Source organism: Lysobacter humi (ex Lee et al. 2017) (assembly GCF_054781815.1).
This window is the reverse complement of record NZ_BAAGTR010000001.1, coordinates 396,591-417,231: the sequence shown is the minus strand read 5'-3', so window position 1 is coordinate 417,231 and position 20,641 is coordinate 396,591. Positions and strand designations below refer to the sequence as shown.

Below are 20,641 nucleotides of genomic sequence, written 5' to 3'. Positions count from 1 at the left end.
CGATCGCGACACCATGATGCGCACGAGCCCGCCTTCCGGCGGGCTCGTCGTTTCTGCAGTCGCTACAATCGCCGCGCTGCGGGCCTATAGCTCAACGGTTAGAGCAGGGGACTCATAATCCCTTGGTTCCAGGTTCGAATCCTGGTGGGCCCATTGCGGTCACGCGCGGCGGCGCGTTGCAGTGCCCGGTTGTCGATGCGTCGGCCAGCGCGGTTCGAATCCTGGTGGGCCACGTCCTGCAGCGCGCGGCGGCGCATTGGAAGCACATCGCAGGCGGCGCTCTTCCTGACGCGCCCTGAATCCCGGTGGCCCGTGGCGCGCGGGGCACCGCGAGGCCTGCAGGCGCTGTCCGCCACGAAACGCCATCCGGACTTCCGCATCGTTTCGCAGTGCATAACGCGCCGTGTCCACCGCCATCGGCATCGCAGGATTGGCCCGCACGCGATTCACAGGCGGCCGACGGCGTTGGGCGGACCCTGCATCCACTTCTCACGGATGCGCGCACATGCACGGCGGAAACGGAATCGGACGCGAGGCCGCGCGCGACGTCGCAGGCTGGGTGCCGCCCCTGGCGCGGCTCGGCTATGCGGCAAAAGGCGTCGTCTACGTACTGGTCGGCGCGATCGCCGTCCGTGCCGCGACCGCCACCGGTACGCCCGAGGGAACGACCGGTGCGCTGCGCTCGCTCACCGACGAGTCCGGCGGACGCACGATGCTCGCGGCGATCGCCATCGGCCTGGCCGCGCACGTGGTGTGGCGCCTGGTGCAGGCCGCACTCGATCCGGAGCATGTGCGAAGCGATGCCAAGCGGGCCGGCATGCGCGTCTTCTACGCCCTCAGCGCGGTCATCTACGGCGCCCTCGCCTGGACGGCCTGGCAGCTCGCGCGTGGTGGTCGGGGCGGCGAGGGCGACGGCGGCTCGTGGGTCGCCCGTCTGATGGAGCTTCCGGCCGGCCGCTGGCTGGTGGTCGCCGCCGGCGTCGGCGTGGTGGTCTACGGCCTGCACCAGCTGGTGCAGGCGGCCAAGGGCGACGTGATGCACCGGCTCGGCAAGTCCAGCCGCCGGCTGCGCGCGCTCGGCCGATTCGGGGTCGGCGCCCGCGGGCTCGTGCTGCTCCCGGTCGGCTGGTTCCTCGTACAGGCCGGGCGCCATTACGACCCGGGCGCCGCCGGTGGCACGGAGCGCGCGCTCGGGATGCTCGACAAGGGCGCACCGCTGGCGCTGGTCGGACTGGGCCTGCTGGCCTACGGCGTCTTCCAGATCGCGAAGGCCGCGTTCCGGCGGATCGACGCGCCCTAGGCCCCGGCGCCGCCGCGACACGACCCCGTCGACCTGTCAGAGTAGCTGCAGGGGATCACGGGGACGGGCGATGGCGACGTCGCTGAAACCGCGTGCGCGAGCGCGCGCGGACGACGAGGCAGGCACGCGAGCCGGCTGGCGCGTGCGCGTCTGGGCCGGCGGGCTGCTGTGCGTGATCGGGCTGCTGGCCCCGCCGCTGCAGGCAGCGCAGCCGTTGCGCGACCAGTTCGTCGAGACGTGGACCGCGCGGGACGGGCTGCCGCACAGCACCGTGCACGGCATCGGCCAGACCGCCGATGGCTACCTCTGGCTCGCGACGTGGGAAGGCATCGCCCGCTACAACGGCCGCGAGTTCCGGCTGTATCGCCGCGAGGACGTGCCCGGCCTCGGGGACGACGGCGTGCGCGCGCTGCATGTCGGCCCCACGGGCGACCTCTGGGTGGCGAGCACGCGCGGCGGCATCGCACGCTGGCACGACGGCCGCTGGCAGGCGCGGGCGCCGGTGGATGGACTGGTCACCGATCTTCTCGACGACGGCCGCGGACGCTTGTGGGTCGCGACCGCGCGTGGCGGCGTGATCGCCTTCGATGCAGCCGGAGGCCGGCGCTCGATCGCCGCGCGCGACGGACTGCCGAGCGACACGGTCAATGCGCTCGTGCGCGACAGGCGCGGGCGGGTCTGGGCGGCCACCAGCCACGGGCTCGCACGCATCGACGGCGCGCGTGCGCGCCCGGTCACCGGCGGCCTGCCCGAGGGGCCGGTGTTCTCGCTCGCCGCCGACGCCGGCGGGGGGCTGCTCGTCGGCACCGAGCAGGGCGCCTGGCGCGGCGACGGCGCCGCGTTCGCTCCGCTGCACCCGGGCCTCGCCCGCGATACCGCGACGCGGCTGTGGCGCGATCCCGACGGCGGCGTCTGGGTCGGCACCAACGTGCGCGGCCTCGCGCATGTCGCCGGCGATCGCCTCGAATGGCTCGGCTCCGCCGGCGGGCTGCCGAACGATCGCGTCCTCGCGCTGCGCCGCGACCGCGAGGGCTCGCTGTGGATCGGCACCAACGGCGGCCTCGCGCGGCTGCGCGCCGCGCCGATCCATACCTACACGCGCGCCGACGGGCTGGTGGACGACTTCGTGCGCACCACGCTCGTCGCCCGCGACGGCACCGTCTGGGTCGGCAGCGGGCGCGGGCTCGACCGCCTCGATCCGGGCACGGGGCGCGTGGTGCCGGTCGCGCTCGGCGCCGCGGGCGACGTCTCGGTGCTCTCGCTCGCCGAGGACGCCGCCGGCGACCTGCTGGTCGGCACCTTCCACCATGGCGTGCTGCGGCTGCGCGGCGGGCGCGTGGTCGAAACGCTCGAGATGGGCGACGGGCTCCCGTCGAACGAGGTGCGCGCACTGCTCGCCGCGCATGACGGGCGGCTGTGGATCGGCACCAAGCAGGGCCTCGTCGTGCGCGATCCACAGGGCCTGCGCGTCTACGGCGTGGCCCAGGGCCTGCCCGCGGACTACGTGCAGGCGCTGCACGAGGACGCGTCCGGCGGCCTATGGGCCGGCACCGGGCTGGGCGCGGCGCGCGTGCTCGACGGGCGCGCGGTGCGCGTCGATCTCGGCGCGAGCGATGCGCACTACGTCTACGGTTTCCTCGATGCGCGGGACGGGCGCGCGACGTGGCTGGCCACCGACCGCGGCCTGGTGCGCGTGCCGCATGCCGGCGGCGCGGTAGCGCGCATCGGCCGCATGAACGGCCTGCCGTTCGAGAAGATCTTCGCGGTCGTGCGCGATCGCGGCGGCCTGTGGCTCACCGGCAACGAGGGCATCGTGCGCATCGACGAGGCCGCGCTCGACCGTGCCGCGCAAGGCCGCGGAACGCGCCTCGGCGTGCAGCACTTCGGGCGCACCGACGGCATGCTGTCGACGCAGGCCAACGGCGGCTCGATGCCCGCGGCGGCCGTCGACGCGCAGGGCCGGCTGTGGGTGGCGACGGCGATCGGCGTCGCGCGCCTCGACCCCGCGGCGATCGCGCGCACGCAGCATCCGCTGCCGCCGGTGTCGATCGAGCACTTCGAGATCGACGGGCGCAGCGTGGATCCGCGCAGCCGTCCGGAGCTCGCGCCGGGCGACCATCGCTTCGTCGTGCGCTTCGTCGCGCCCGCGCTGCTCGATGCGCACCGCGTGCGCTACCGCTATCGCCTCGACGGTGCGCACGGGCCGTGGGTCGAGCTGGGCGACGGGCGCGAAGTGCAATTCAGCCATCTCGACCCCGGCGCGTTCCGGCTCGAGCTGCAGGCCTGGATTCCGGGGCAGCCCGGCCGCGAGAGTGCGACCCTCGCTTTCGCGATCCACCCGTACTGGTGGCAACGCCCGGCGGTCTGGATCGCGCTGGTGATCGCGGCGCTGGTCGGGCTGCATGCGCTGGTCCGCCTGCGCCTGCGCCACCTGCGACGTTCCGAGCAGCGGCTGCGCAGGCTGGTGAGCGAGCGCACCGCCGCGCTCGAGGTGCAGACGCAGGTCGCCGAGCGGCTCGCGCGCACCGACGCGCTCACCATGCTCGCCAACCGGCGCGCGCTCGACCAGGCGCTCTCGCACGACCTCGTCGACCTCGCGGGCGTGCATCCGCTCTGCCTCCTTCTGCTCGACGTCGACGGGTTCAAGCCGATCAACGACCTCTACAGCCACGCCGCGGGCGACCTCGCGCTGAAGGCCGTCGCCGAAGTCCTCGCCGGGCAGGCGCGTGCGCAGGACGTGGCCGCGCGCTGGGGCGGCGACGAGTTCGCGCTGCTGCTGGTGGACTGCACGCTCGCCGACGGCCTCGCGGTCGGCGAGCGGCTGCGCGCGGCGGTGGAGGCGGTCGATTGCGAACCCTTTGCACCCGGGCTCGGCATCTCCGCGAGCATCGGCGTGGCCTGCAGCGATCCGCGCGCGGGTGGCGCGAGCCCGCGCAGCCTCGTCGCACGCGCCGACGAGGCGCTCTACCGTGCCAAGCGCAGCGGCAAGAACCGCGTCTGCGCGGCGGCGCTGCCGGAAACGGCCTGACACGCAGCGCCAACCGGGCGCCGTCGCCCGGCCCGTATTACGCCGCCCATGCGCGCGCGGTTCACGGGCGATGCACGCGCCGCCGCCGGACGGGCGCTAAAGTAGCGACGTGAGCCTGCTTTCGCGCCTGCTGCACATACTGCTCTGCCTCGCGCTCGTCGCGGGCGGGTCGCGCGTGGCACTCGCGGAGACGCATGCGGCAGTGCCCGGGGCGTCCGTCGACGCCGGCTGCCATGCGGCGAGCGGGTCGGCCCCGGGCGGCGCGGCGATGCATCACGCTGACGACGCGGCCGTCGCGACGGATACCGGCGGCACTGCTGACTGTTGCGATGACGGCGTCTGTGCCTGCGCGTGCCCGGCCGCCGTGCAGATGGTGCTCGCCGTGCCGGGGCCGGTGCTGCCGGCCTCGGGCCCAGCCGAAGGGCCCGCAGGGATCGCTGTCGAGGCCCGCGGTCCGCCGCATCTGGCTTCGCCCATCCGACCTCCGATCGGCTGACGCCGGCTCTCCGCCGTGCAGGCCGCGCCGCGCGCGCCTGCGCCCGTCATCCGCGATCCGGAGTTCCGATGTCGTCTTCTTCCTTCCCGCCCGCCGGGGTGCCCGCGCTGCCGTCGCGTCGCCGCTTCGTGCAGGGCCTCGCCGCCGGCGGCGCGCTCGCCGGCTTCGGCCTGCCTTCATTCGCCTCCGCGCAGCCGCCGCGCGTGGGCGACTTCAATACGCTGCGCGGCACCGATTTCGACCTCGTCGTCGGCGAGACGCCGGTGAATTTCACCGGCCGCGTGCGCCCGGGCGTCACCGTGAACGGCGGCATCCCGGGGCCGATCCTGCGCTGGACGGAAGGCACCACGGTGAACCTGCGCGTGCGCAATGCGCTGCCGCCGGGTTCGGTGCACGGCCACCAGACCTCGATCCACTGGCACGGCATCCTGCTGCCCGCGAACATGGACGGCGTGCCGGGCATTTCCTTCGACGGCATCGCGCGCGGCGAGGCCTACCAGTACCGGTTCGACGTGCTGCAGGCCGGCACCTACTGGTACCACTCACACTCGGCGTTCCAGGAGCAGGCCGGCGTCTACGGCGCGATCGTGATCGACCCGGCGGGACCCGATCCCATTGCCGCCGATCGCGACTACGTGGTGCTGCTCACCGACTGGACCGACCTCGATCCCGACCGCCTGTTCGCGCGCCTGAAGAAGATGGCGGACCACGACAACCTCTACAAGCGCACCGTGCGCGACTTCCTGCGCGACGCGAAGCGCGATGGCCTCGCCGCCACCCTCGACGATCGCGCGATGTGGGGCGCGATGCGCATGACGCCGACCGACATTTCCGACGTCAATGCGAACACGTACACGTACCTGATGAACGGCACGACCGCGCTCGGCAACTGGACGGGCCTGTTCCGCTCCGGCGAGAAAGTGCGGCTGCGCTTCATCAACGGCTCGGCGATGACGTACTTCGACGTGCGCATTCCCGGGCTGAAGATGACGGTAGTCGCCGCCGATGGCCTGCCGGTGCATCCGGTGAGCGTCGACGAGTTCCGCATCGCCGTGGCCGAGACGTTCGACGTGATCGTCGAGCCGAGCGGGCAGGATGCGTTCACGATCTTCGCGCAGGATTCCGGCCGCACCGGCTTCGTCACCGGCACGCTCGCGGTGCGCGCGGGGCTGCGTGCGCCGGTCCCGGCGCTCGACCCGCGGCCGATCCTGACCATGCGCGACATGGCGATGGATCACGGCGCGCACGGCGGCATGGAGCATGGCGCGCATGCGCATGCGCAGGCTGCAGCCGATCCGCATGCCGGTCATGCGATGCCCGCGGCACATGCCGCCGAGGGCACCGTGGCCGATCCCCATGCCGGTCATGGCATGGCCTCGATGGCCCACGGCACGCATGGCGCACACGACGCCCCCGAGGCGAATCCACATGCAAGGCATGCCATGCCGGCCGCGGGCGCCAGCGCGCATGCAGGCCAGGACGCGGCGGCGCGCCCGGGCGGCCTGCAGACGCATCCCGCGAGCGAGCGTGGCAATCCGCTCGTCGACGGGCAGGCGATGACGCCCACCTCGCGCCTCGACGAGCCCGGCAACGGCATGGGCACCGGCGGACGCGTCGCGCTGAGCTATTCGATGCTGCGCAGCCTGTTCGCCGACCCCGACGGGCGCGAGCCCGGGCGTACGCTCGAGATGCACCTCACCGGGCATATGGAGAAGTTCGCCTGGTCGTTCGACGGCCTGAAGCATTCGCAGACCGGCGCGATTCGCCTGCGCTACGGCGAGCGCATGCGCATCCGGCTGGTCAACGACACGATGATGTCGCACCCGATCCACCTGCACGGCATGTGGAGCGACCTCGAAGGCGACGACGGCCAATTCCTCGTGCGCAAGCACACCATCGACATGCCGCCGGGGAGCGTGCGCAGCTACCGCGTGCGCGCCGATGCGCTCGGGCGCTGGGCCTACCACTGCCACCTGCTCTACCACATGGAGTCGGGGATGATGCGCGAAGTGGAGGTGCGCGAATGAAGACGCTGCTCGCACCGCTCGCGACCGCATTGCTGGCCGCCACGCCGCTTGCGCCTGTGCACGCGCAGCACACGGGTCACGAGCACCATGCGATGCCGGCCAAGCCGGCGCCGAAGAAGGCGGTGCCCAAGCCGAAGCAGGTAGCACGGCCCGCCGCGGCGCCGGGTGCGAAGGCCGCCGCGAAAGCACCCGCGGCGACACGGCGCTCGCCGCCGCGCGCGGCCGCACGCCCCGCGGCACGGCCTGCGCCTGCAGCGGTTGGCCATGCGGCGATGGGTCACGGCAGCGCGCCGACCAAGGTCGACCACGCCGCCATGGGCCACGGCCCGGCCGTGGCGCCGGCCCCACCGGTGGATCATGCGGCGATGGGGCATGGCGCCGCCGACGCGGCATCGCGTTCGCCTGCGACGGGCCCTGCCGGTATCGATCACGCCGCGATGGGGCACAACGCCTCCACCACTGGCGCGGGCGCCGCAACGGGCCACGCCGCGACGGATCACTCGGGCATGGACCATGCCGCCATGGGACACACGCCGGATGCGGTCGACCACGCCGCGATGGGCCACGGCGGCGACCGCGACCTGCCCGCCGACGCCGCGCCGCGCACGCCGATCCCCGCGCTCACCGATGCCGATCGCGCCGCAGCGTTCCCGCAGCTGGCGCACGGCCATGCCGTGCACGACCGTCGCATCCACAGTTACTGGCTCGCCGACCGCCTCGAATGGCAGGACGGCGACGAGGCCACGTTCGGCTGGGAAGGCCTCGCCTGGGTCGGCGGCGACCTGGACCGCCTGTGGCTGCGCACCGAGGGCGAGGCCGCCGACGCCGCGATCGAGCACGGCGATGTCGAAGTGCTCTACGGCCGCAGCGTGAGCGCGTGGTGGGACGTCGTCGCCGGCATGCGCCAGGACTTCGGGCACGGTCCTTCGCGCACGTGGGCGGCGGTGGGCGTGCAGGGACTGGCGCCGTACAAGTTCGAGGTCGAGGCGACCGCCTACGTCGGCAGCGGCGGCCGCACCGCCGCGACCGTCGAAGCCGAATACGACACGCTGATCACCCCCCGGCTGATCCTGCAGTGGCAGGCGGAGGCGAGCCTCTACGGCCGCGACGATCCCGCAGCCGGCATCGGCTCGGGGTTGTCGACCGTCGAGGCCGGCGCGCGCCTGCGCTACGAGATCACGCGCCGCTTCGCGCCGTATGTCGGCGTGCAGGTCGAGCGCGCGTTCGGCGGCACGGCCGAGCTGCGACGGGACGACGGCGCGCCCACGCGTGATACGCGCCTGGTCGCGGGCATCCGGTTCTGGTTCTGAGGTTCCGTGCATCCGCATCCATCCGGCGCAGCACCTCAGGCCGACGCGCCGCCGTCGCATGCGCATCCGCGGCGTGCAGGGCCGCATACCCATCCCGTGCCTCCGCGCGGCCGCATGTCGACCCGCCCGGCGCCGCGCCGCATCTCCACTGACTGTCCTCGGCACCCGCCGACCAGGACCTGCACGCATGAAGCCCGACCTGTCCGTGATCTGCGCCGTCGTCCTGTTGGCGGCCTGCACGCCGTCGTCGCCCGACGCCGCGCGCAGCACGAGCGCGCCCGCGCCGTCGACAACGTCGCAGCCGTTGCCTGCCGCGCCGCCCACGACCGACATCGCGACGCCACCTGCGAAGTCGTCCGGGGCCGACACTGCCCCGAAGGTCGCCGTCGATGCCGATCTGCCGAAGGTACTCGTGCACAAGACGCCGAGCTGCGGCTGCTGCACCGCGTGGGCCGAGCACATGCAGCGGCACGGCTTCGCCGTGGAGATCCGCGAGAGCGCGGATCTCGAGCCGATCCGCAAGCGCCTCGGCGTGCCGGCGGGGAAGGGCTCCTGCCACACGGCCGAGGTGGGCGGCCTCGTCGTGGAAGGGCACGTGCCGGCCGAGGACGTGAAGCGCCTGCTGGCGGCGAACGACGGCTCGCGCGGCCTGACCGTCCCCGGCATGCCGATGGGCTCGCCGGGCATGGAGATGCCCGACGGGCGCGTGCAGCGCTATACCGTCGAGCGCATCGACGCGGAGGGCACGACACAGCCGTACGCGGTGCACGGCGACTGAGCGCCCGGCACGACCGCGCCCCGACTTGGGCCGTCGGTCAGAGGTCTTTCCAGACCGGCCCCTCGCCGCGGCGCCAGTACACGCGCTCGGCGCGCGCATAGACGCTTGACGCCGGCACGAAGCCGAACATGCGGCTGTCGAACGAGTTGCCGCGGTTGTCGCCGACCACGAAGACATGGCCTTGGGGAACGACGACGTCGACGTCCGGCCCGCCGCCATGCGCGAGATTGACCGGCACGTCGCGCGTGTCGAGCCGCTCGTGCAGGCCGTCCGCGTCCACGGCGACGGCGCGCCCGTCGATCGCGAGGTGGCCGCCACGGAGCGTGACGCGATCGCCGGCGACGGCGACCACGCGCTTGATCAGTCGGCTGCCGTCGGCGGGCGAGGGCAGCAGCACGACGTCGCCGCGCCGCGGGCGGTCGCGCGCGACGAGCACGTGCTCGGTGTAGGGCAGGCGCAGGCCGTAGGCGGTCATGTCGACCACCACGCGGTCGCCGGGCATCAGCGTGCCCTCCATCGAGCCGGTCGGCACCACGTAGTGGTTCGCCAGCGATGTGCGGGTGACGAACAGCAGGCCGAGCAGAGCGACGGTGGGCAGCAGCTCGCGCGCGAGGCGGCGCGGGCGGGACGGAGCGGATCGGTCCATCGGCGACGTTCCAGGGGCGGGAACCGCACGATCGCCTGCCTGCGCCACCGACGCATGGGCCAGAGGTTGGCGGGCCGCGCCGCCGCCCCGACTAGACTGTGCGGCCCTTCCGCCCGCGAGTGCCCGTGAACGCCAGTGCGCCGGCCCGACGCCAGGCCTTCGACGCGATCGTCATCGGCGGCGGCGCGGCGGGGCTGTTCTGCGCGATCACCGCGGGCCGGCGTGGCCGCCGCGTGCTGGTGGTCGAGCATGCGAACCGCGTCGGCAAGAAGATCCTGATGTCCGGGGGCGGGCGCTGCAACTTCACCAATACCGGCGCGACGCCCGCGAACTACCTGTCGGGCAATCCGCACTTCGCGAAATCGGCGCTCGCGCGCTACACGCCCGCGCACTTCGTCGAGCTCGTCGAGCGGCACGGCATCGCGTACCACGAGAAGGAGCTCGGCCAGCTGTTCTGCGACGACTCCTCGAAGCAGATCGTGCGCATGCTGCTCGACGAAGCCGAGACGGCCGGCGTGCGCATCGAGGTCGGCTGCGCGGTCGAGCAAGTCGACGTCGGCGACGACGGGCTCTACACCGTCGCGACGGCGCGCGGACGTCTCGTCGCGCCGGCGCTCGTCGTCGCCACCGGGGGCCTGTCGATCCCGAGCATGGGCGCGACCGGCTTCGGCTTCGACCTCGCCAGACGCTTCGGCCATTCGATCCGGCCGCTGCGCGCAGGGCTCGTACCGTTCACGCTGAGCGGCACGCACCAGGAACGCGTCGCCGACCTCAGCGGCGTCGCGCTGCCGGTGGCCGCAGCGTGCAACGGTGCCGAGTTCACCAACCAGATGCTGCTCACGCATCGCGGGCTGAGCGGGCCGTCGATGCTGCAGATCTCGTCCTACTGGCAGCCCGGCGACGAGCTGCACATCGACCTGCTGCCCGGCGAGGACGCGCTCGACCTTCTGCAGCACCTGCAGCGCGAGCGGCCCGCGGCCGAGCTCAAGACCGTGCTCGGCGAGCGGCTGCCCAAGCGCTTCGCTCAGCGCCTGTGCGAGGCGTGGCTGCCGAACCGGCCGATGAAGCAGTTCAACCTGCCGCAGCTGCGCGAGATCGCGTCGGTGCTCGCGCGCTGGCCGATCGTGCCGAGCGGCACCGAAGGCTATCGGACGGCGGAAGTCACCCTCGGCGGCGTCGACACGCACGAACTGTCGTCGAGCACGATGGAATCGCGGAAGCAGCCCGGCCTGTTCTTCATCGGCGAGGTGGTCGACGTCACCGGCTGGCTGGGCGGCTACAACTTCCAGTGGGCCTGGGCCTCGGGCCATGCCTGCGGGCAGGCGCTCTAGCGGGCCCGGCGACGCGACCGCGGCTATAGTCGGCGCCCCGTTTCCACCGCGAAGGATGTTTCCTTGAGCCTGCTCGACTGCGTCGAACGCGAGACCGGCCCGGCGCCGGCCTTGACGGTGCTCTGGCTTCACGGCCTCGGCGCCGACGGCAACGACTTCGCGCCGCTGGTGCCCGAGCTCGTGCGCCGCGAATGGCCCGCGCTTCGCTTCGTCTTCCCACACGCGCCGGTGCAACCCGTCACCATCAACGGCGGCATGCGCATGCGCTCGTGGTACGACATCGTGAGCTTCGACCTCGCCGGGCGTGCGGATTCGAAGGGCGTCGACGAGTCGGTCGCACGCGTCGAGGCGCTGATCGCGCGCGAGGTCGAGCGTGGCATCCCGGCCTCGCGCATCGTGCTCGCCGGCTTCTCGCAGGGCGGTGCGGTCACGCTCGCCGCCGGGCTGCGCCGCAGCGAGCCGCTGGCGGGGCTCGTCGCCCTCTCCACGTACCTTCCACTCGGCGCCGACGCGCTCGCACGCCTGGCCGACACGTCCGCGGCCGCGCGACGCCAGCCCGTCTTCGTCGCGCACGGGCGCCACGACCCCGTGGTGCCCTTCACCGCCGGCCAGGACGCCGCCCGGCGCCTGCGTGAGCTGGGCATGGCGGTGGACTGGCACGAGTACCCGATGCAGCACCAGGTCTGCCTCGAGGAGATCGACGACCTGCGGCGCTGGTTCGACGGAATTCTCGGATCCGGCGGCTGAATACGTCGTCCGCGCCCCGCGCGGACCCGAACGGGCGCTACTATCGGCCCGGGGGGTATCGGCGGAGGGGTACGTGGATACGCTGAACGTGGTGATCGCCGACGACGAGCCGCTGGCTCGCGATCGGCTGCGTGCCCTGCTGGAGGACCAGCCGGGCGTCCAGGTGGTGGCCGCCGTTCCGGACGGCCCGCAGGCCTTGCAGGCCTGTGCGGCGCATCGTCCGGACGTGGTGCTGCTCGACATCTCGATGCCGGGCATGGACGGCCTGGAGGCCGCGCGGCACCTCGCCGCGAGCGAGCCGCGTCCGGCCGTCATCTTCTGCACGGCCTTCGATGCGCATGCGGTCTCGGCGTTCGAGGCCGAGGCGCTCGACTATCTCGTCAAGCCTGTGCGCGCAGAGCGCCTCGCCGCCGCGCTCGAGCGCGTGCGCCGGCTCGCGGCGGTGCGCCACGGCGGCAACGGCAGCAGCGCGCCCAAGCGCACGCACCTGTGCGCGCGCCTGCGCGGCTCGCTGCGGCTGATCCCGATCGACGACATCCACTACCTGCAGGCCGAGGAGAAGTACGTCGTCGTCCACCATGCACGCGGCGAGGACCTCATCGAGGAGTCGCTCAAGTCGCTCGAGGAGGAGTTCGGCGACCGCTTCGTGCGCATCCACCGCAACTGCCTGGTCGCGCGACACGAGCTGGTCGAGCTCAAGCGCAGCCCCGACGGGCACGTGCAGGCGGTGCTGCGCCACGGGCGCCAGCCACTCGAGGTGAGCCGCCGCTGCGTGTCGGCCCTGCGCGAGCGACTCGCGCACCTCTGAGGCGTTCAGCGCCCGCCCACGGCGGGCGCGTGCGGCGCTGCGATAATCGCGGGATGACCACCGTCCTGCGCATCGCCACCCGCAAGAGCCCGCTCGCCCTCTGGCAGACCGAGCACGTCGCCGAACGCCTGCGCGCCGCGCACCCGGGCCTCGTCGTCGAACTCGTGCCGATGAGCACGCGCGGCGACGAGGTGCTCGACCGCTCGCTCGCCGCGATCGGCGGAAAGGGCCTGTTCCTCAAGGAACTGGAGCTCGCCATGCTCCGCGGTGAGGCCGACTGCGCGGTGCACTCGCTCAAGGACGTGCCGATGGTGCTCGAGCCGGGCTTCATGCTGCCGGCGATCCTGGCGCGCGCCGACCATGCCGATGCCTTCGTGAGCAGCCGCTTCGACGGCATCGACGAGCTGCCCCAAGGCGCGGTGGTCGGCACCTCGTCGTTGCGCCGCCAGGCGCAACTGCGCGCGCGCCGGCCGGACCTCGTGCTGCGCGACCTGCGCGGCAACGTCAACACGCGGCTGGCCAAGCTCGACCTCGGCGAGTACGACGCGATCGTTCTCGCCTGCGCGGGGCTCGAGCGGCTCGGCTTCGAGTCGCGCATCCGTTGCCGGCTCGATGCGCCCGAGTGGCTGCCCGCGCCGGCGCAGGGCGCGATCGCGGTCGAATGCCGTACCGACGACGGCGCCACCAGCGCGCTGTTCCATGCACTCGACGATGCACCCACGCGCACCTGCGTCGAGGCCGAGCGGGCGATGAACCGCGCCCTGCACGGCAGCTGCCACGTGCCCGTCGCGGCGTTCGCGCGACTCGACGGCACGCGCCTGCATCTCGCCGGCGCCGTCGGCTCGGCGCAGGACGGCCGTCAGGTCCGGGCCGAAGCCGAAGGTGACGCCGACGCACCGCAGGCGCTCGGCGAGCGCGTCGCCGCCGAACTGCTCGCGCACGGCGCGGCAGACCTGATCGCCGGCTCGGCCGACGTGACAGGACACGCGACGCGCGCCTGAGGCCCTCACGCGTTGCGCGATAGGCAGCTCATGCGCCGGACCGTGCATGGGTCCACCGGCCTCGCCGCTGCCGTGCTCGATCGATAGGGCGCCGCGGCGGCTGCGCGGGCGGGCTCAGTAGTAGAGCGAGACCAGGTGCCGCGCTTCGGCGAAGAACAGCCAGCGCTCGACGAAGACGCCGGCCAGCGCTGCCGTCGCCGCGAGCGCGAGCGGCAGCGTGCCGTCGACGTGCGGCAGGGCGAGCGGCAGCACGCACAGCGCCGGCACGATGGCGAACAGCGCGACGGCGATGCGGCGCAGGCGCAGCGCATGCTTGCGCGCGAGCACGAACACCATCTCGCGCGTCACGAAATTGCCCTCGGTGTGCGGGCGTTCGAACAGCGTCAGCGTGCGCTCGGGCAGGCCCACCGCGTCGCCGCGTTGCATCGGCAGCGGGCCGGCGAGGTCGCGCCAGTAGCGGCGCTTCATCAGCGCGAGCATGAGCGTTGCCGAGAGCACCGGCAGCAGCACCCGGTGGGGCGTCGCGCCGTGGGCGGCCTGCAGCGCGGCCATCGCGAGCCCGCCCGTGAACAGCGCGAAGCCGAGGTAGCCCGGCACCACGAGCCGGTGCCGCCACGCCGGGATCGGCTTGAGCGAGGCATAGATCATCGCCGTGCAGGCCACCGTCACCAGCGCGAGTACCGCGAGCACGACCGCCACGAGCATCGCGGGCCACGCGAGCCCGACCGGGTCGCCCTCCGCCTTCGACGAGATTGCCCCGGGCAACAGCGCGACGCCGAGCGCGATCGCCGGCACGTAGGTGGCGACCGCCGCGACGCCCTCGCGCGAGAGCCAGGAGCTGCGCCACTGCGAGAACGCGCGCCAGGCGCGGCCGGGCTTGCCGAGGTGCCCGAGCGAGCTGAGCAGGCCGGCGGTGGCGCTGACCAGGCCCAGCGCGATCGCGGTAAGCAGCGCGCGCGGCGAAGCACCGGCGAGCGCCCCGATCGCGGCCCAGAACAGCAGGCCGTAGCCGAGGCCCGACACGGCGGTGAAGAAGATGACGGAGAGGGCGGGGTGCATGGCGTCAGCGCGACAGCACGCGATCGAGCCAGCGCAGCACCGGCGGCAGCGCGGTCGTATCCACCGATTCGGCCGGCGCGCTGCTCGCCTCGTCCGCCGCGCCGGCGCGCCGCGGCCGCGGCGGCAGGTACTTGTTCACCGGCTTGTAGCCGAGCTCGGGCATGAGGTCGACGCCGCCACGTGCGGCCACGAGCTTCGACACCTTCGACTCCGGATCGGCGAGATCACCGAAGTGGCGCGCGCGCGTCGGGCAGGCCTGCACGCAGGCCGGCTGGCGCTCCTCCTCCGCGAGGTTCTCGTTGTAGATGCGGTCGACGCAGAGCGTGCACTTCTTCATGACGCCCTCGACCGCGCTGTACTCGCGCGCGCCGTAGGGGCAGGCCCACGAGCACAGCTTGCAGCCGATGCACTTGTCCTCGTCGACCAGCACGATGCCGTCCTCGGCGCGCTTGTAGCTCGCCCCCGTCGGGCAGACGGTCACGCAGGCGGGCTGCTCGCAGTGCAGGCAGGACCGTGGGAAGTGCAGCGTCATCGCCGGCTCGGTCGGCGTCGGCGCGACTTCGAAGCTGTGCACGCGGTTGTACCAGACGCCCGTCGGCGCCTTGCCGTAGGGCTCCTCGTCCGGCAGCGGCGCGGCGAAGCCGCCAACGTTCCATTCCTTGCAGCTCACCGCGCAGGCATGGCAGCCCACGCAGGTGTCGAGGTCGATCACCAGCCCCATCTTCTTCGGGGTGGGCGGCGGCAGGTCGGTCATCGGCGGCGCCCGCCCTTGGCGAGCCACAGGCCGAGCAGGAACAGCGCGAGCGGCAGCAGCAGGTTCGGCGCCGCGCCGGCGAGCGCCGCGCCGATGTCGCGCGACGGGCCGGTGTAGCCGAACAGCTCGACCCAGCCGAGCGAATACGCGATGACCAGCGCGAAGCCGGCGACGATCAGCAGGGTGCCGAGAAGGCGTCGCGGCGTCATGCCTGGCGTTCCGACTTGAAGTTGGCGCCGTAGCGCAGGGGGCCCTCGACCAGCTCGCCCGGCGGCAGCGGCGCGAACGACGGCTGTACGGTCTCCGTCGCGTGCGCCGCAGGGCGGATGCGCACGCGCAGGTCGAACCACGCGGCCTGCCCGGTGACCGGGTCGGCATTGGCGTAGTCGCCGCGCGGTGTGATGTCGGAGATCAGGTGGTTCATCAGGAAGCCCTTGGTGCCTTCGGGGGCGTCTTTGCGGAGCGCCCAGGCACCCTTGCGCTTGCCCATCGCGTTCCAGGTCCACACCGTGTCCCGCTGCACGTTCGCGGCGAACTTGGCCTGCACGGTGATGCTGCCGTGGTGCGAGGTGACCTCGACCCACTGCCCGTCCGCGATGCCGTAGCGCGCGCCGGTGTCGGGATGCAGGTAGAGGAAGTTGCGCGTGGCGATCTGCCGCAGCCAGGCGTTCTGCGCATGCCAGGCGTGGTACATGAACATCGGGCGCTGGGTGATGGCGCTGAGCGGGAAGTCGCGGTCGCTGGCGTCGGCGACCTGTTCCTGTTCGAACGGCTCGTACCAGATCGGCAGCGGATCGAAATAGGTCGCCACGCGCTCGCGATGCTCGGGCGGCGGCAGGTTCGGCCCATGGCCCTGCGCGGCGAGCCGGAACTTCTGCAGCGTCTCCGAATACAGCTGCAGCACGATGGGCTGCGGGCTGCCGAGGAAGCCCATCTTCTGCGCCCAGTCGAGATAGCCGCGATTGGCCATCTTGAAATAGCGCGCGTGCTCCGGGATCTCGCTGCGCCAGAAATTGCCGTTGTCGATGTAGCGCTGCAACTGGTCGGGATTCGGCGCGCCCTTGGCCTCGAGCGTGCCGTCCTCGCCGCGCCAGCCGGCGAGCAGGCCGACGCCCGGCGCCCGCTCGTGGTGGACGATGTAGTCGGCGTAGTCGCGGTACTTCGGCGAGCCGTCCGCGTTCGCCATGCCGGGCAGGCCCAGGCGCGCGCCGAGGTCGAGCAGCACACTCTGGAAACCGCGCATGTCGCGGGGGCGGCCCTTCGCATCCGGCTGCGTGGCGGGGTCGAAGATCGGATGGCGGATCGCGTCGGCGGCGCCGTCGGCGTCCGAGATTGGGCGATCCAGCAGCGAGATCGAGTCGAAGCGCTCGAGATACGTCGGATCCGGAAAGACGAGGTCCGCATACGCGACGGTCTCGGAGGAGAACGCATCGCAGTAGATGATGTGCGGGATGCGGTACTCGCCGTGCTCGTCTTTGTCGGTGAGCCAGCCGATCGTCTCGGCCGTGTTCATCGCCGAGTTCCAGCCCATGTTGGCCATGAACATCAGCAGCGTGTCGATGCGGTAGGGATCGCCCTTCCAGGCATTGCGGATGACGGTGTGCATCATCCCGTGCGCGGCGAGCGGGTAGCTCCACGAGAAGGCGTGGTCGATGCGGCGCGGCTGGCCGTTGGCGTCGACGACGAGGTCCTCCGGCCCGTGCACGAAGCCCAGCGGCGGCGCGTCGAGTGCGCCGTTCGCCTGCCGTGCGCGGCCCGGGCGGTTCGGTGGCGGAATCGGCTTCGGAAAGGGGGGCTGGTAGCGGAACGAGCCGGGTGTGTCGACCGCGCCGAGGAGCATCTGCAGCACGTGCAGCGCGCGGCAGGTGTGGAAGCCGTTCGAATGCGCGGAGATGCCGCGCATCGCATGCATCGACACCGGGCGGCCGACCATCTCGGCATGCTCGCGACCCCAGGCATCGGTCCAGGCATGCGGCAGGCGCACCTCGTGGTCGAACGCGTTCTCCGCGAGCTCGCGGGCGATGCGCCGGATGGTCTCCGCCGGGATGCCGCAGCGTTCGCTGACCGCCTCGGGCGCGAACGAAGGATCGAGGTAGCGCTCGACCAGCAGGTGGAAGACGGGCAGGGCGGTGCGGCCGTCGGCCAGCGTGACTTCCCCCACCGGCACGGGGCTGACGTCGATCGCATTCGCATCATGCGGCACGCCGCGGTTGCGGTCGAAGCAGAGTGGATGGCCGGCCTCGTCGCGCGCGAACAGGCCGTCGTCCGCCGCGCCCGGATCGCGGATCACCAGCCAGTGCGCGTTCGTGTAGCGCACGAGGTAGTCGAGGTCGATGCGGTCGGTGCGCAGCAGCTCGTGGATCAGCGCGAAGGCGAACAGGCCGTCGGTGCCGGGGCGGATGCCGATCCATTCGTCGGCGATGGCGCCGTAGCCGGTGCGCACCGGGTTCACCGAGACGATCTTCGCGCCGCGCGCCTTGAGCTTTCCCAGGCCGAGCTTGATCGGGTTGGAGTCGTGGTCCTCGGCGACGCCCCACATCACCAGGTAGCGGGTGTGCTCCCAGTCCGGCTCGCCGAATTCCCAGAAGCTGCCGCCGAGCGTGTACAGGCCGCCCGCGGCCATGTTCACCGAGCAGAAGCCGCCGTGCGCCGCGTAGTTCACGGTGCCGAACTGCTGCGCCCACCAGCCCGTCAGCGCCTGGCTCTGGTCGCGGCCGGTGAAGAAGGCGAGCTCGTCGGGATTGCGCTCGCGGATGGGCTTGAGCCACGAGGTCGCGATGTCCATCGCCTCGTCCCACTCGATCTCGCGGAACTCGCCCTTCCCGCGCTCGCCCACCCGCAGCAGCGGCTTGGAGAGCCGCGCCGGCGAGTAGTGCTGCATGATCCCGGCCGAGCCCTTGGCGCAGAGCACGCCCTGGTTCACCGGATGCGAGGGATTGCCCTGGATGTACCGGATCCGACCGCCCTGCAGCCAGACCTTGATTCCGCAGCGGCAGGCGCACATGTAGCAGGTGGTGGTGCGCACCTCGTCGCCCGGCGTGGGGGACGTGTCGATGACCGGCTCGTTCGGTGCGCGCATCGCGCCATTGTGCCCGACCCCCGTCGCCCTCCGTGCGCCGTCGGCGCTTTCACGACCCGGCACCGTCGACGCCGCCAGACTGCCGCTGTCCCCACCGCCCCTAGCCGCCCCGCCGGCCGGGTGCCATGCTAGTCGCAGCCGGCTCCGAGACTGAGACCTGATGGAACGCATCGAACGCATCCACGCCCTGCACCGCATCCTCACCGCCTCCCGCTATCCGGTGACGGTGCAGCGCCTGCAGGAGGAGCTGCAGTGCTCGCGGGCGACGGTCTACCGCGACCTGGCCTACCTGCGCGATTACCTGATGGCGCCGGTGGTGGGCAATGGCGAGGCCGGCTTCCGCTATGACCACACCGATGGGACGCGCTTCGAGCTGCCGGGGCTGTGGCTGTCGTCGGAGGAGCTCTATTCGCTGCTCGCCGCCCAGCAGCTGCTGATGCGCTCCGGCGGCGGCGTGCTGTCGACGGCGCTGGCGCCGCTGCAGCAGCGCATCGAGAAGTTGCTCGGCGAGCACGTGGGCGGCCGACGCGTGCCCGTCGAGCGCATCCGCGTCATTCCGCATCGCCGGCGCCGGCTCGACGAAGCCTCGTTCCGCAACGTCGCCACCGCCGTGCTCGATCGCAAGAAGCTCGTCTTCGAATACCGCGCCCGCTCGACCGACGAGAAGACGCGTCGCACCGTCTCGCCGCAGCGGCTCACGCACTACCGCGAGAACTGGTACCTCGACGCCTGGGACCACGAGCGCGAGGCGCTGCGCAGCTTCTCGGTCGACCGCATCGTGAATGCCAAGGTCGGCGACGAGGCCGCGCGCGACGTGGTCGACGAGGAGCTCGACCGCCAGCTCTCGTCGAGCTACGGCATCTTTTCCGGCGCGCCGAAGGGCTGGGCGACGATCGTGTTCACCCCGAAGGCCGCGCGCTGGGTGGCCGACGAGCACTGGCATTCGCAGCAGCAGGGCCGCTTCCTGCCCGACGGCCGCTTCGAGCTCAAGGTGCCCTACAGCACCGCGCGCGAGCTGCTGATGGACGTGATGCACTACGGCGCCGACGCCGAGATCATCGAGCCCGCGGCCCTGCGCGAGCAGGCACGCACGCACCTGCAGCTCGCGCTGAGCAACTACGAGCGCTGATGCCGCAGCCCGGCGAGCGCATCGCGCTGGTGCTCGGCGCCGCCGGCGCCCGCGGCATGGCGCAGATCGGCGCGATCGAGGCGATCGAGGCGCGCGGCCTGCGGATTGCCGCGATCGCGGGCGCGTCCAGCGGCGCCCTGATCGGCGGCTTCCATGCCGCGGGGCGCCTGGCCGCATTCCGTGACTGGATCACCGGGCTCTCCCGCGTCGACATGCTGCGCCTGCTCGACAGCGGCCGCGGCCACGGCGGCCTGATCGAAGGCCGCGACCTGATGCAGGCGCTGCACGCGCTGCTCGGCGACGTGCGGATGGAGACGTTGCCCATCGACCTCACCCTCGTCGCGGTCGACATGCTCCGCCAGCGCGAGGTCTGGCTGCGCGAGGGCGACCTGCTGCAGGCGATCCGCGCCTCGATCGCGATCCCGGGGCTGCTCGCGCCGCAGGTCGTGCACGGACGCGAGCTGGTCGACGGCGGGCTGCTCGCGCCGCTGCCGATCGCGGCGACGCGGCTGTCCGATGCGCACCGGCTGGTCGCGATCGACATGCACGGCTGGCCGCAGCTCGCGCCGACCGAGCTGTCGTTGCCGTCGCATCCGCACGGTCCGGGCGAGACCGACGTGAGCATCGATGGCGCTGGCGACTTCTGGCGTGTCGCGCCGGACGACCTCGGCGCGATCGAGCGCGTCTCGCGTGCGTTCGACATCATGCAGGCGCAGGTCGCGCGCGTGCAGCTCGCCCTCGATCCGGTCGAGCTGGTGATCCGCATCCCGCGTGATGCCTGCATGTTCTACGAGTTCTGGCGCGCGGCGGAGATGATCGAACTGGGGCGCGTGCAGGCCGATCGGGCCCTGGATGCCGCGGGGTACTGAGCGGCCGGCTGCGTCATTCGAGGCGCGACCCGATCCACTCGCAAGGGCACGCCGTTCGATGGACGTGGAGCCGCGCACGCGGATGGCGACACGCGTGCCTCCTTCGACGACGCAGGCCAGCGATCCGCGGGTTCTGCCGATGCAGCCGGGTCCGTGACCTCCCAGCTGTACCTCACGTGCGGTGGCGCGTCGGTGCGTCTGTCGGCTGGAGCCGACCGTGCGCGATCGCAGCGCCTGAGACACCGGCCCGCGATGGTGGTCGCCCGTCCACTGCCGCCC

General features: G+C 72.4%; 17 protein-coding genes and 1 tRNA gene. 13 read left to right on the top strand and 5 right to left on the bottom strand.

The annotated features are described in order from the left end of the window. Positions 1–80: 80 nt before the first annotated feature. From ACYVJJ_RS01885 to ACYVJJ_RS01855, 7 genes are all read left to right on the top strand, one after another. A tRNA-Ile gene (locus tag ACYVJJ_RS01885) sits at positions 81–153 on the top strand. 352 nt (positions 154–505) lie between these two features. Then, positions 506–1,300: a DUF1206 domain-containing protein gene (locus ACYVJJ_RS01880; protein WP_460830637.1), complete on the top strand. Its 795-nt coding sequence runs from the start codon at positions 506–508 to the stop codon at positions 1,298–1,300. 70 nt (positions 1,301–1,370) lie between these two features. Beyond that, the gene (locus ACYVJJ_RS01875) at positions 1,371–4,328 is read left to right on the top strand and encodes a ligand-binding sensor domain-containing diguanylate cyclase (protein ID WP_460830635.1); all 2,958 of its coding nucleotides are present in this window, start codon (positions 1,371–1,373) and stop codon (positions 4,326–4,328) included. A gap of 109 nt (positions 4,329–4,437) precedes the next feature. Continuing rightward, a complete protein-coding gene (locus tag ACYVJJ_RS01870; RefSeq protein WP_460830634.1) occupies positions 4,438–4,824 on the top strand; it encodes a CopL family metal-binding regulatory protein in 387 nt (128 codons plus the stop codon). A 68-nt stretch (positions 4,825–4,892) separates the two neighbouring features. Continuing rightward, a complete protein-coding gene (locus tag ACYVJJ_RS01865) occupies positions 4,893–6,851 on the top strand; it encodes a copper resistance system multicopper oxidase (protein ID WP_460830632.1) in 1,959 nt (652 codons plus the stop codon). Further along, positions 6,848–8,161: a copper resistance protein B gene (locus ACYVJJ_RS01860; RefSeq protein WP_460830630.1), complete on the top strand. Its 1,314-nt coding sequence runs from the start codon at positions 6,848–6,850 to the stop codon at positions 8,159–8,161. Before ACYVJJ_RS01865 ends, ACYVJJ_RS01860 begins: the two co-directional genes overlap by 4 nt. A 187-nt stretch (positions 8,162–8,348) precedes the next feature. After that, positions 8,349–8,939 carry a DUF411 domain-containing protein gene (locus ACYVJJ_RS01855; protein ID WP_460830628.1) on the top strand — a complete coding sequence of 197 codons (591 nt, stop codon included), beginning with the start codon at positions 8,349–8,351 and terminating at the stop codon, positions 8,937–8,939. Positions 8,940–8,976: 37 nt separating this feature from the next. On the opposite strand, the gene lepB is transcribed toward ACYVJJ_RS01855, so the two are convergent. Beyond that, entirely contained in the window at positions 8,977–9,585 is a 609-nt protein-coding gene (gene lepB / locus ACYVJJ_RS01850) for a signal peptidase I (protein ID WP_460830626.1), read from the bottom strand. Between the two features lie 125 nt (positions 9,586–9,710). Between lepB and ACYVJJ_RS01845 the strand changes: the two genes are divergently transcribed. From ACYVJJ_RS01845 to hemC, 4 genes are all read left to right on the top strand, one after another. Next, positions 9,711–10,916 (top strand): BaiN/RdsA family NAD(P)/FAD-dependent oxidoreductase, encoded by a 1,206-nt coding sequence (locus ACYVJJ_RS01845; protein WP_460830624.1) that lies wholly within the window; start codon positions 9,711–9,713, stop codon positions 10,914–10,916. A 69-nt stretch (positions 10,917–10,985) separates the two neighbouring features. Then, positions 10,986–11,663, top strand: coding sequence for an alpha/beta hydrolase (locus tag ACYVJJ_RS01840; protein WP_460830876.1), 678 nt, complete (start codon positions 10,986–10,988; stop codon positions 11,661–11,663). Positions 11,664–11,745: 82 nt separating this feature from the next. Then, the gene (locus ACYVJJ_RS01835; protein ID WP_460830875.1) at positions 11,746–12,471 is read left to right on the top strand and encodes a LytR/AlgR family response regulator transcription factor; all 726 of its coding nucleotides are present in this window, start codon (positions 11,746–11,748) and stop codon (positions 12,469–12,471) included. A 53-nt stretch (positions 12,472–12,524) separates the two neighbouring features. Beyond that, positions 12,525–13,472 (top strand): hydroxymethylbilane synthase, encoded by a 948-nt coding sequence (gene hemC, locus ACYVJJ_RS01830; RefSeq protein ID WP_460830623.1) that lies wholly within the window; start codon positions 12,525–12,527, stop codon positions 13,470–13,472. Between the two features lie 114 nt (positions 13,473–13,586). On the opposite strand, the gene ACYVJJ_RS01825 is transcribed toward hemC, so the two are convergent. Genes ACYVJJ_RS01825 through ACYVJJ_RS01810 form a run of 4 tightly spaced genes read right to left on the bottom strand, consistent with a single transcriptional unit; the run spans position 13,587 to position 18,364 of the window. Continuing rightward, on the bottom strand, positions 13,587–14,531 hold the full coding sequence (locus tag ACYVJJ_RS01825; protein ID WP_460830622.1) for a dimethyl sulfoxide reductase anchor subunit family protein: 945 nt from the start codon (positions 14,529–14,531) through the stop codon (positions 13,587–13,589). Between the two features lie 4 nt (positions 14,532–14,535). Beyond that, a complete protein-coding gene (locus tag ACYVJJ_RS01820; RefSeq protein ID WP_460830620.1) occupies positions 14,536–15,285 on the bottom strand; it encodes a 4Fe-4S dicluster domain-containing protein in 750 nt (249 codons plus the stop codon). Beyond that, a complete protein-coding gene (locus ACYVJJ_RS01815; protein ID WP_460830619.1) occupies positions 15,282–15,494 on the bottom strand; it encodes a hypothetical protein in 213 nt (70 codons plus the stop codon). Before ACYVJJ_RS01815 ends, ACYVJJ_RS01820 begins: the two co-directional genes overlap by 4 nt. After that, positions 15,491–18,364, bottom strand: a complete 2,874-nt coding sequence (locus tag ACYVJJ_RS01810; protein ID WP_460830618.1) for a molybdopterin oxidoreductase family protein — start codon at positions 18,362–18,364, stop codon at positions 15,491–15,493. Before ACYVJJ_RS01810 ends, ACYVJJ_RS01815 begins: the two co-directional genes overlap by 4 nt. 160 nt (positions 18,365–18,524) lie before the next feature. Between ACYVJJ_RS01810 and ACYVJJ_RS01805 the strand changes: the two genes are divergently transcribed. Together ACYVJJ_RS01805 and ACYVJJ_RS01800 are read left to right on the top strand one after the other, a co-directional pair. Continuing rightward, a complete protein-coding gene (locus tag ACYVJJ_RS01805; protein ID WP_460830616.1) occupies positions 18,525–19,493 on the top strand; it encodes a helix-turn-helix transcriptional regulator in 969 nt (322 codons plus the stop codon). Further along, a complete protein-coding gene (locus ACYVJJ_RS01800) occupies positions 19,493–20,362 on the top strand; it encodes a patatin-like phospholipase family protein (RefSeq protein WP_460830615.1) in 870 nt (289 codons plus the stop codon). Before ACYVJJ_RS01805 ends, ACYVJJ_RS01800 begins: the two co-directional genes overlap by 1 nt. Positions 20,363–20,641: the final 279 nt, after the last annotated feature.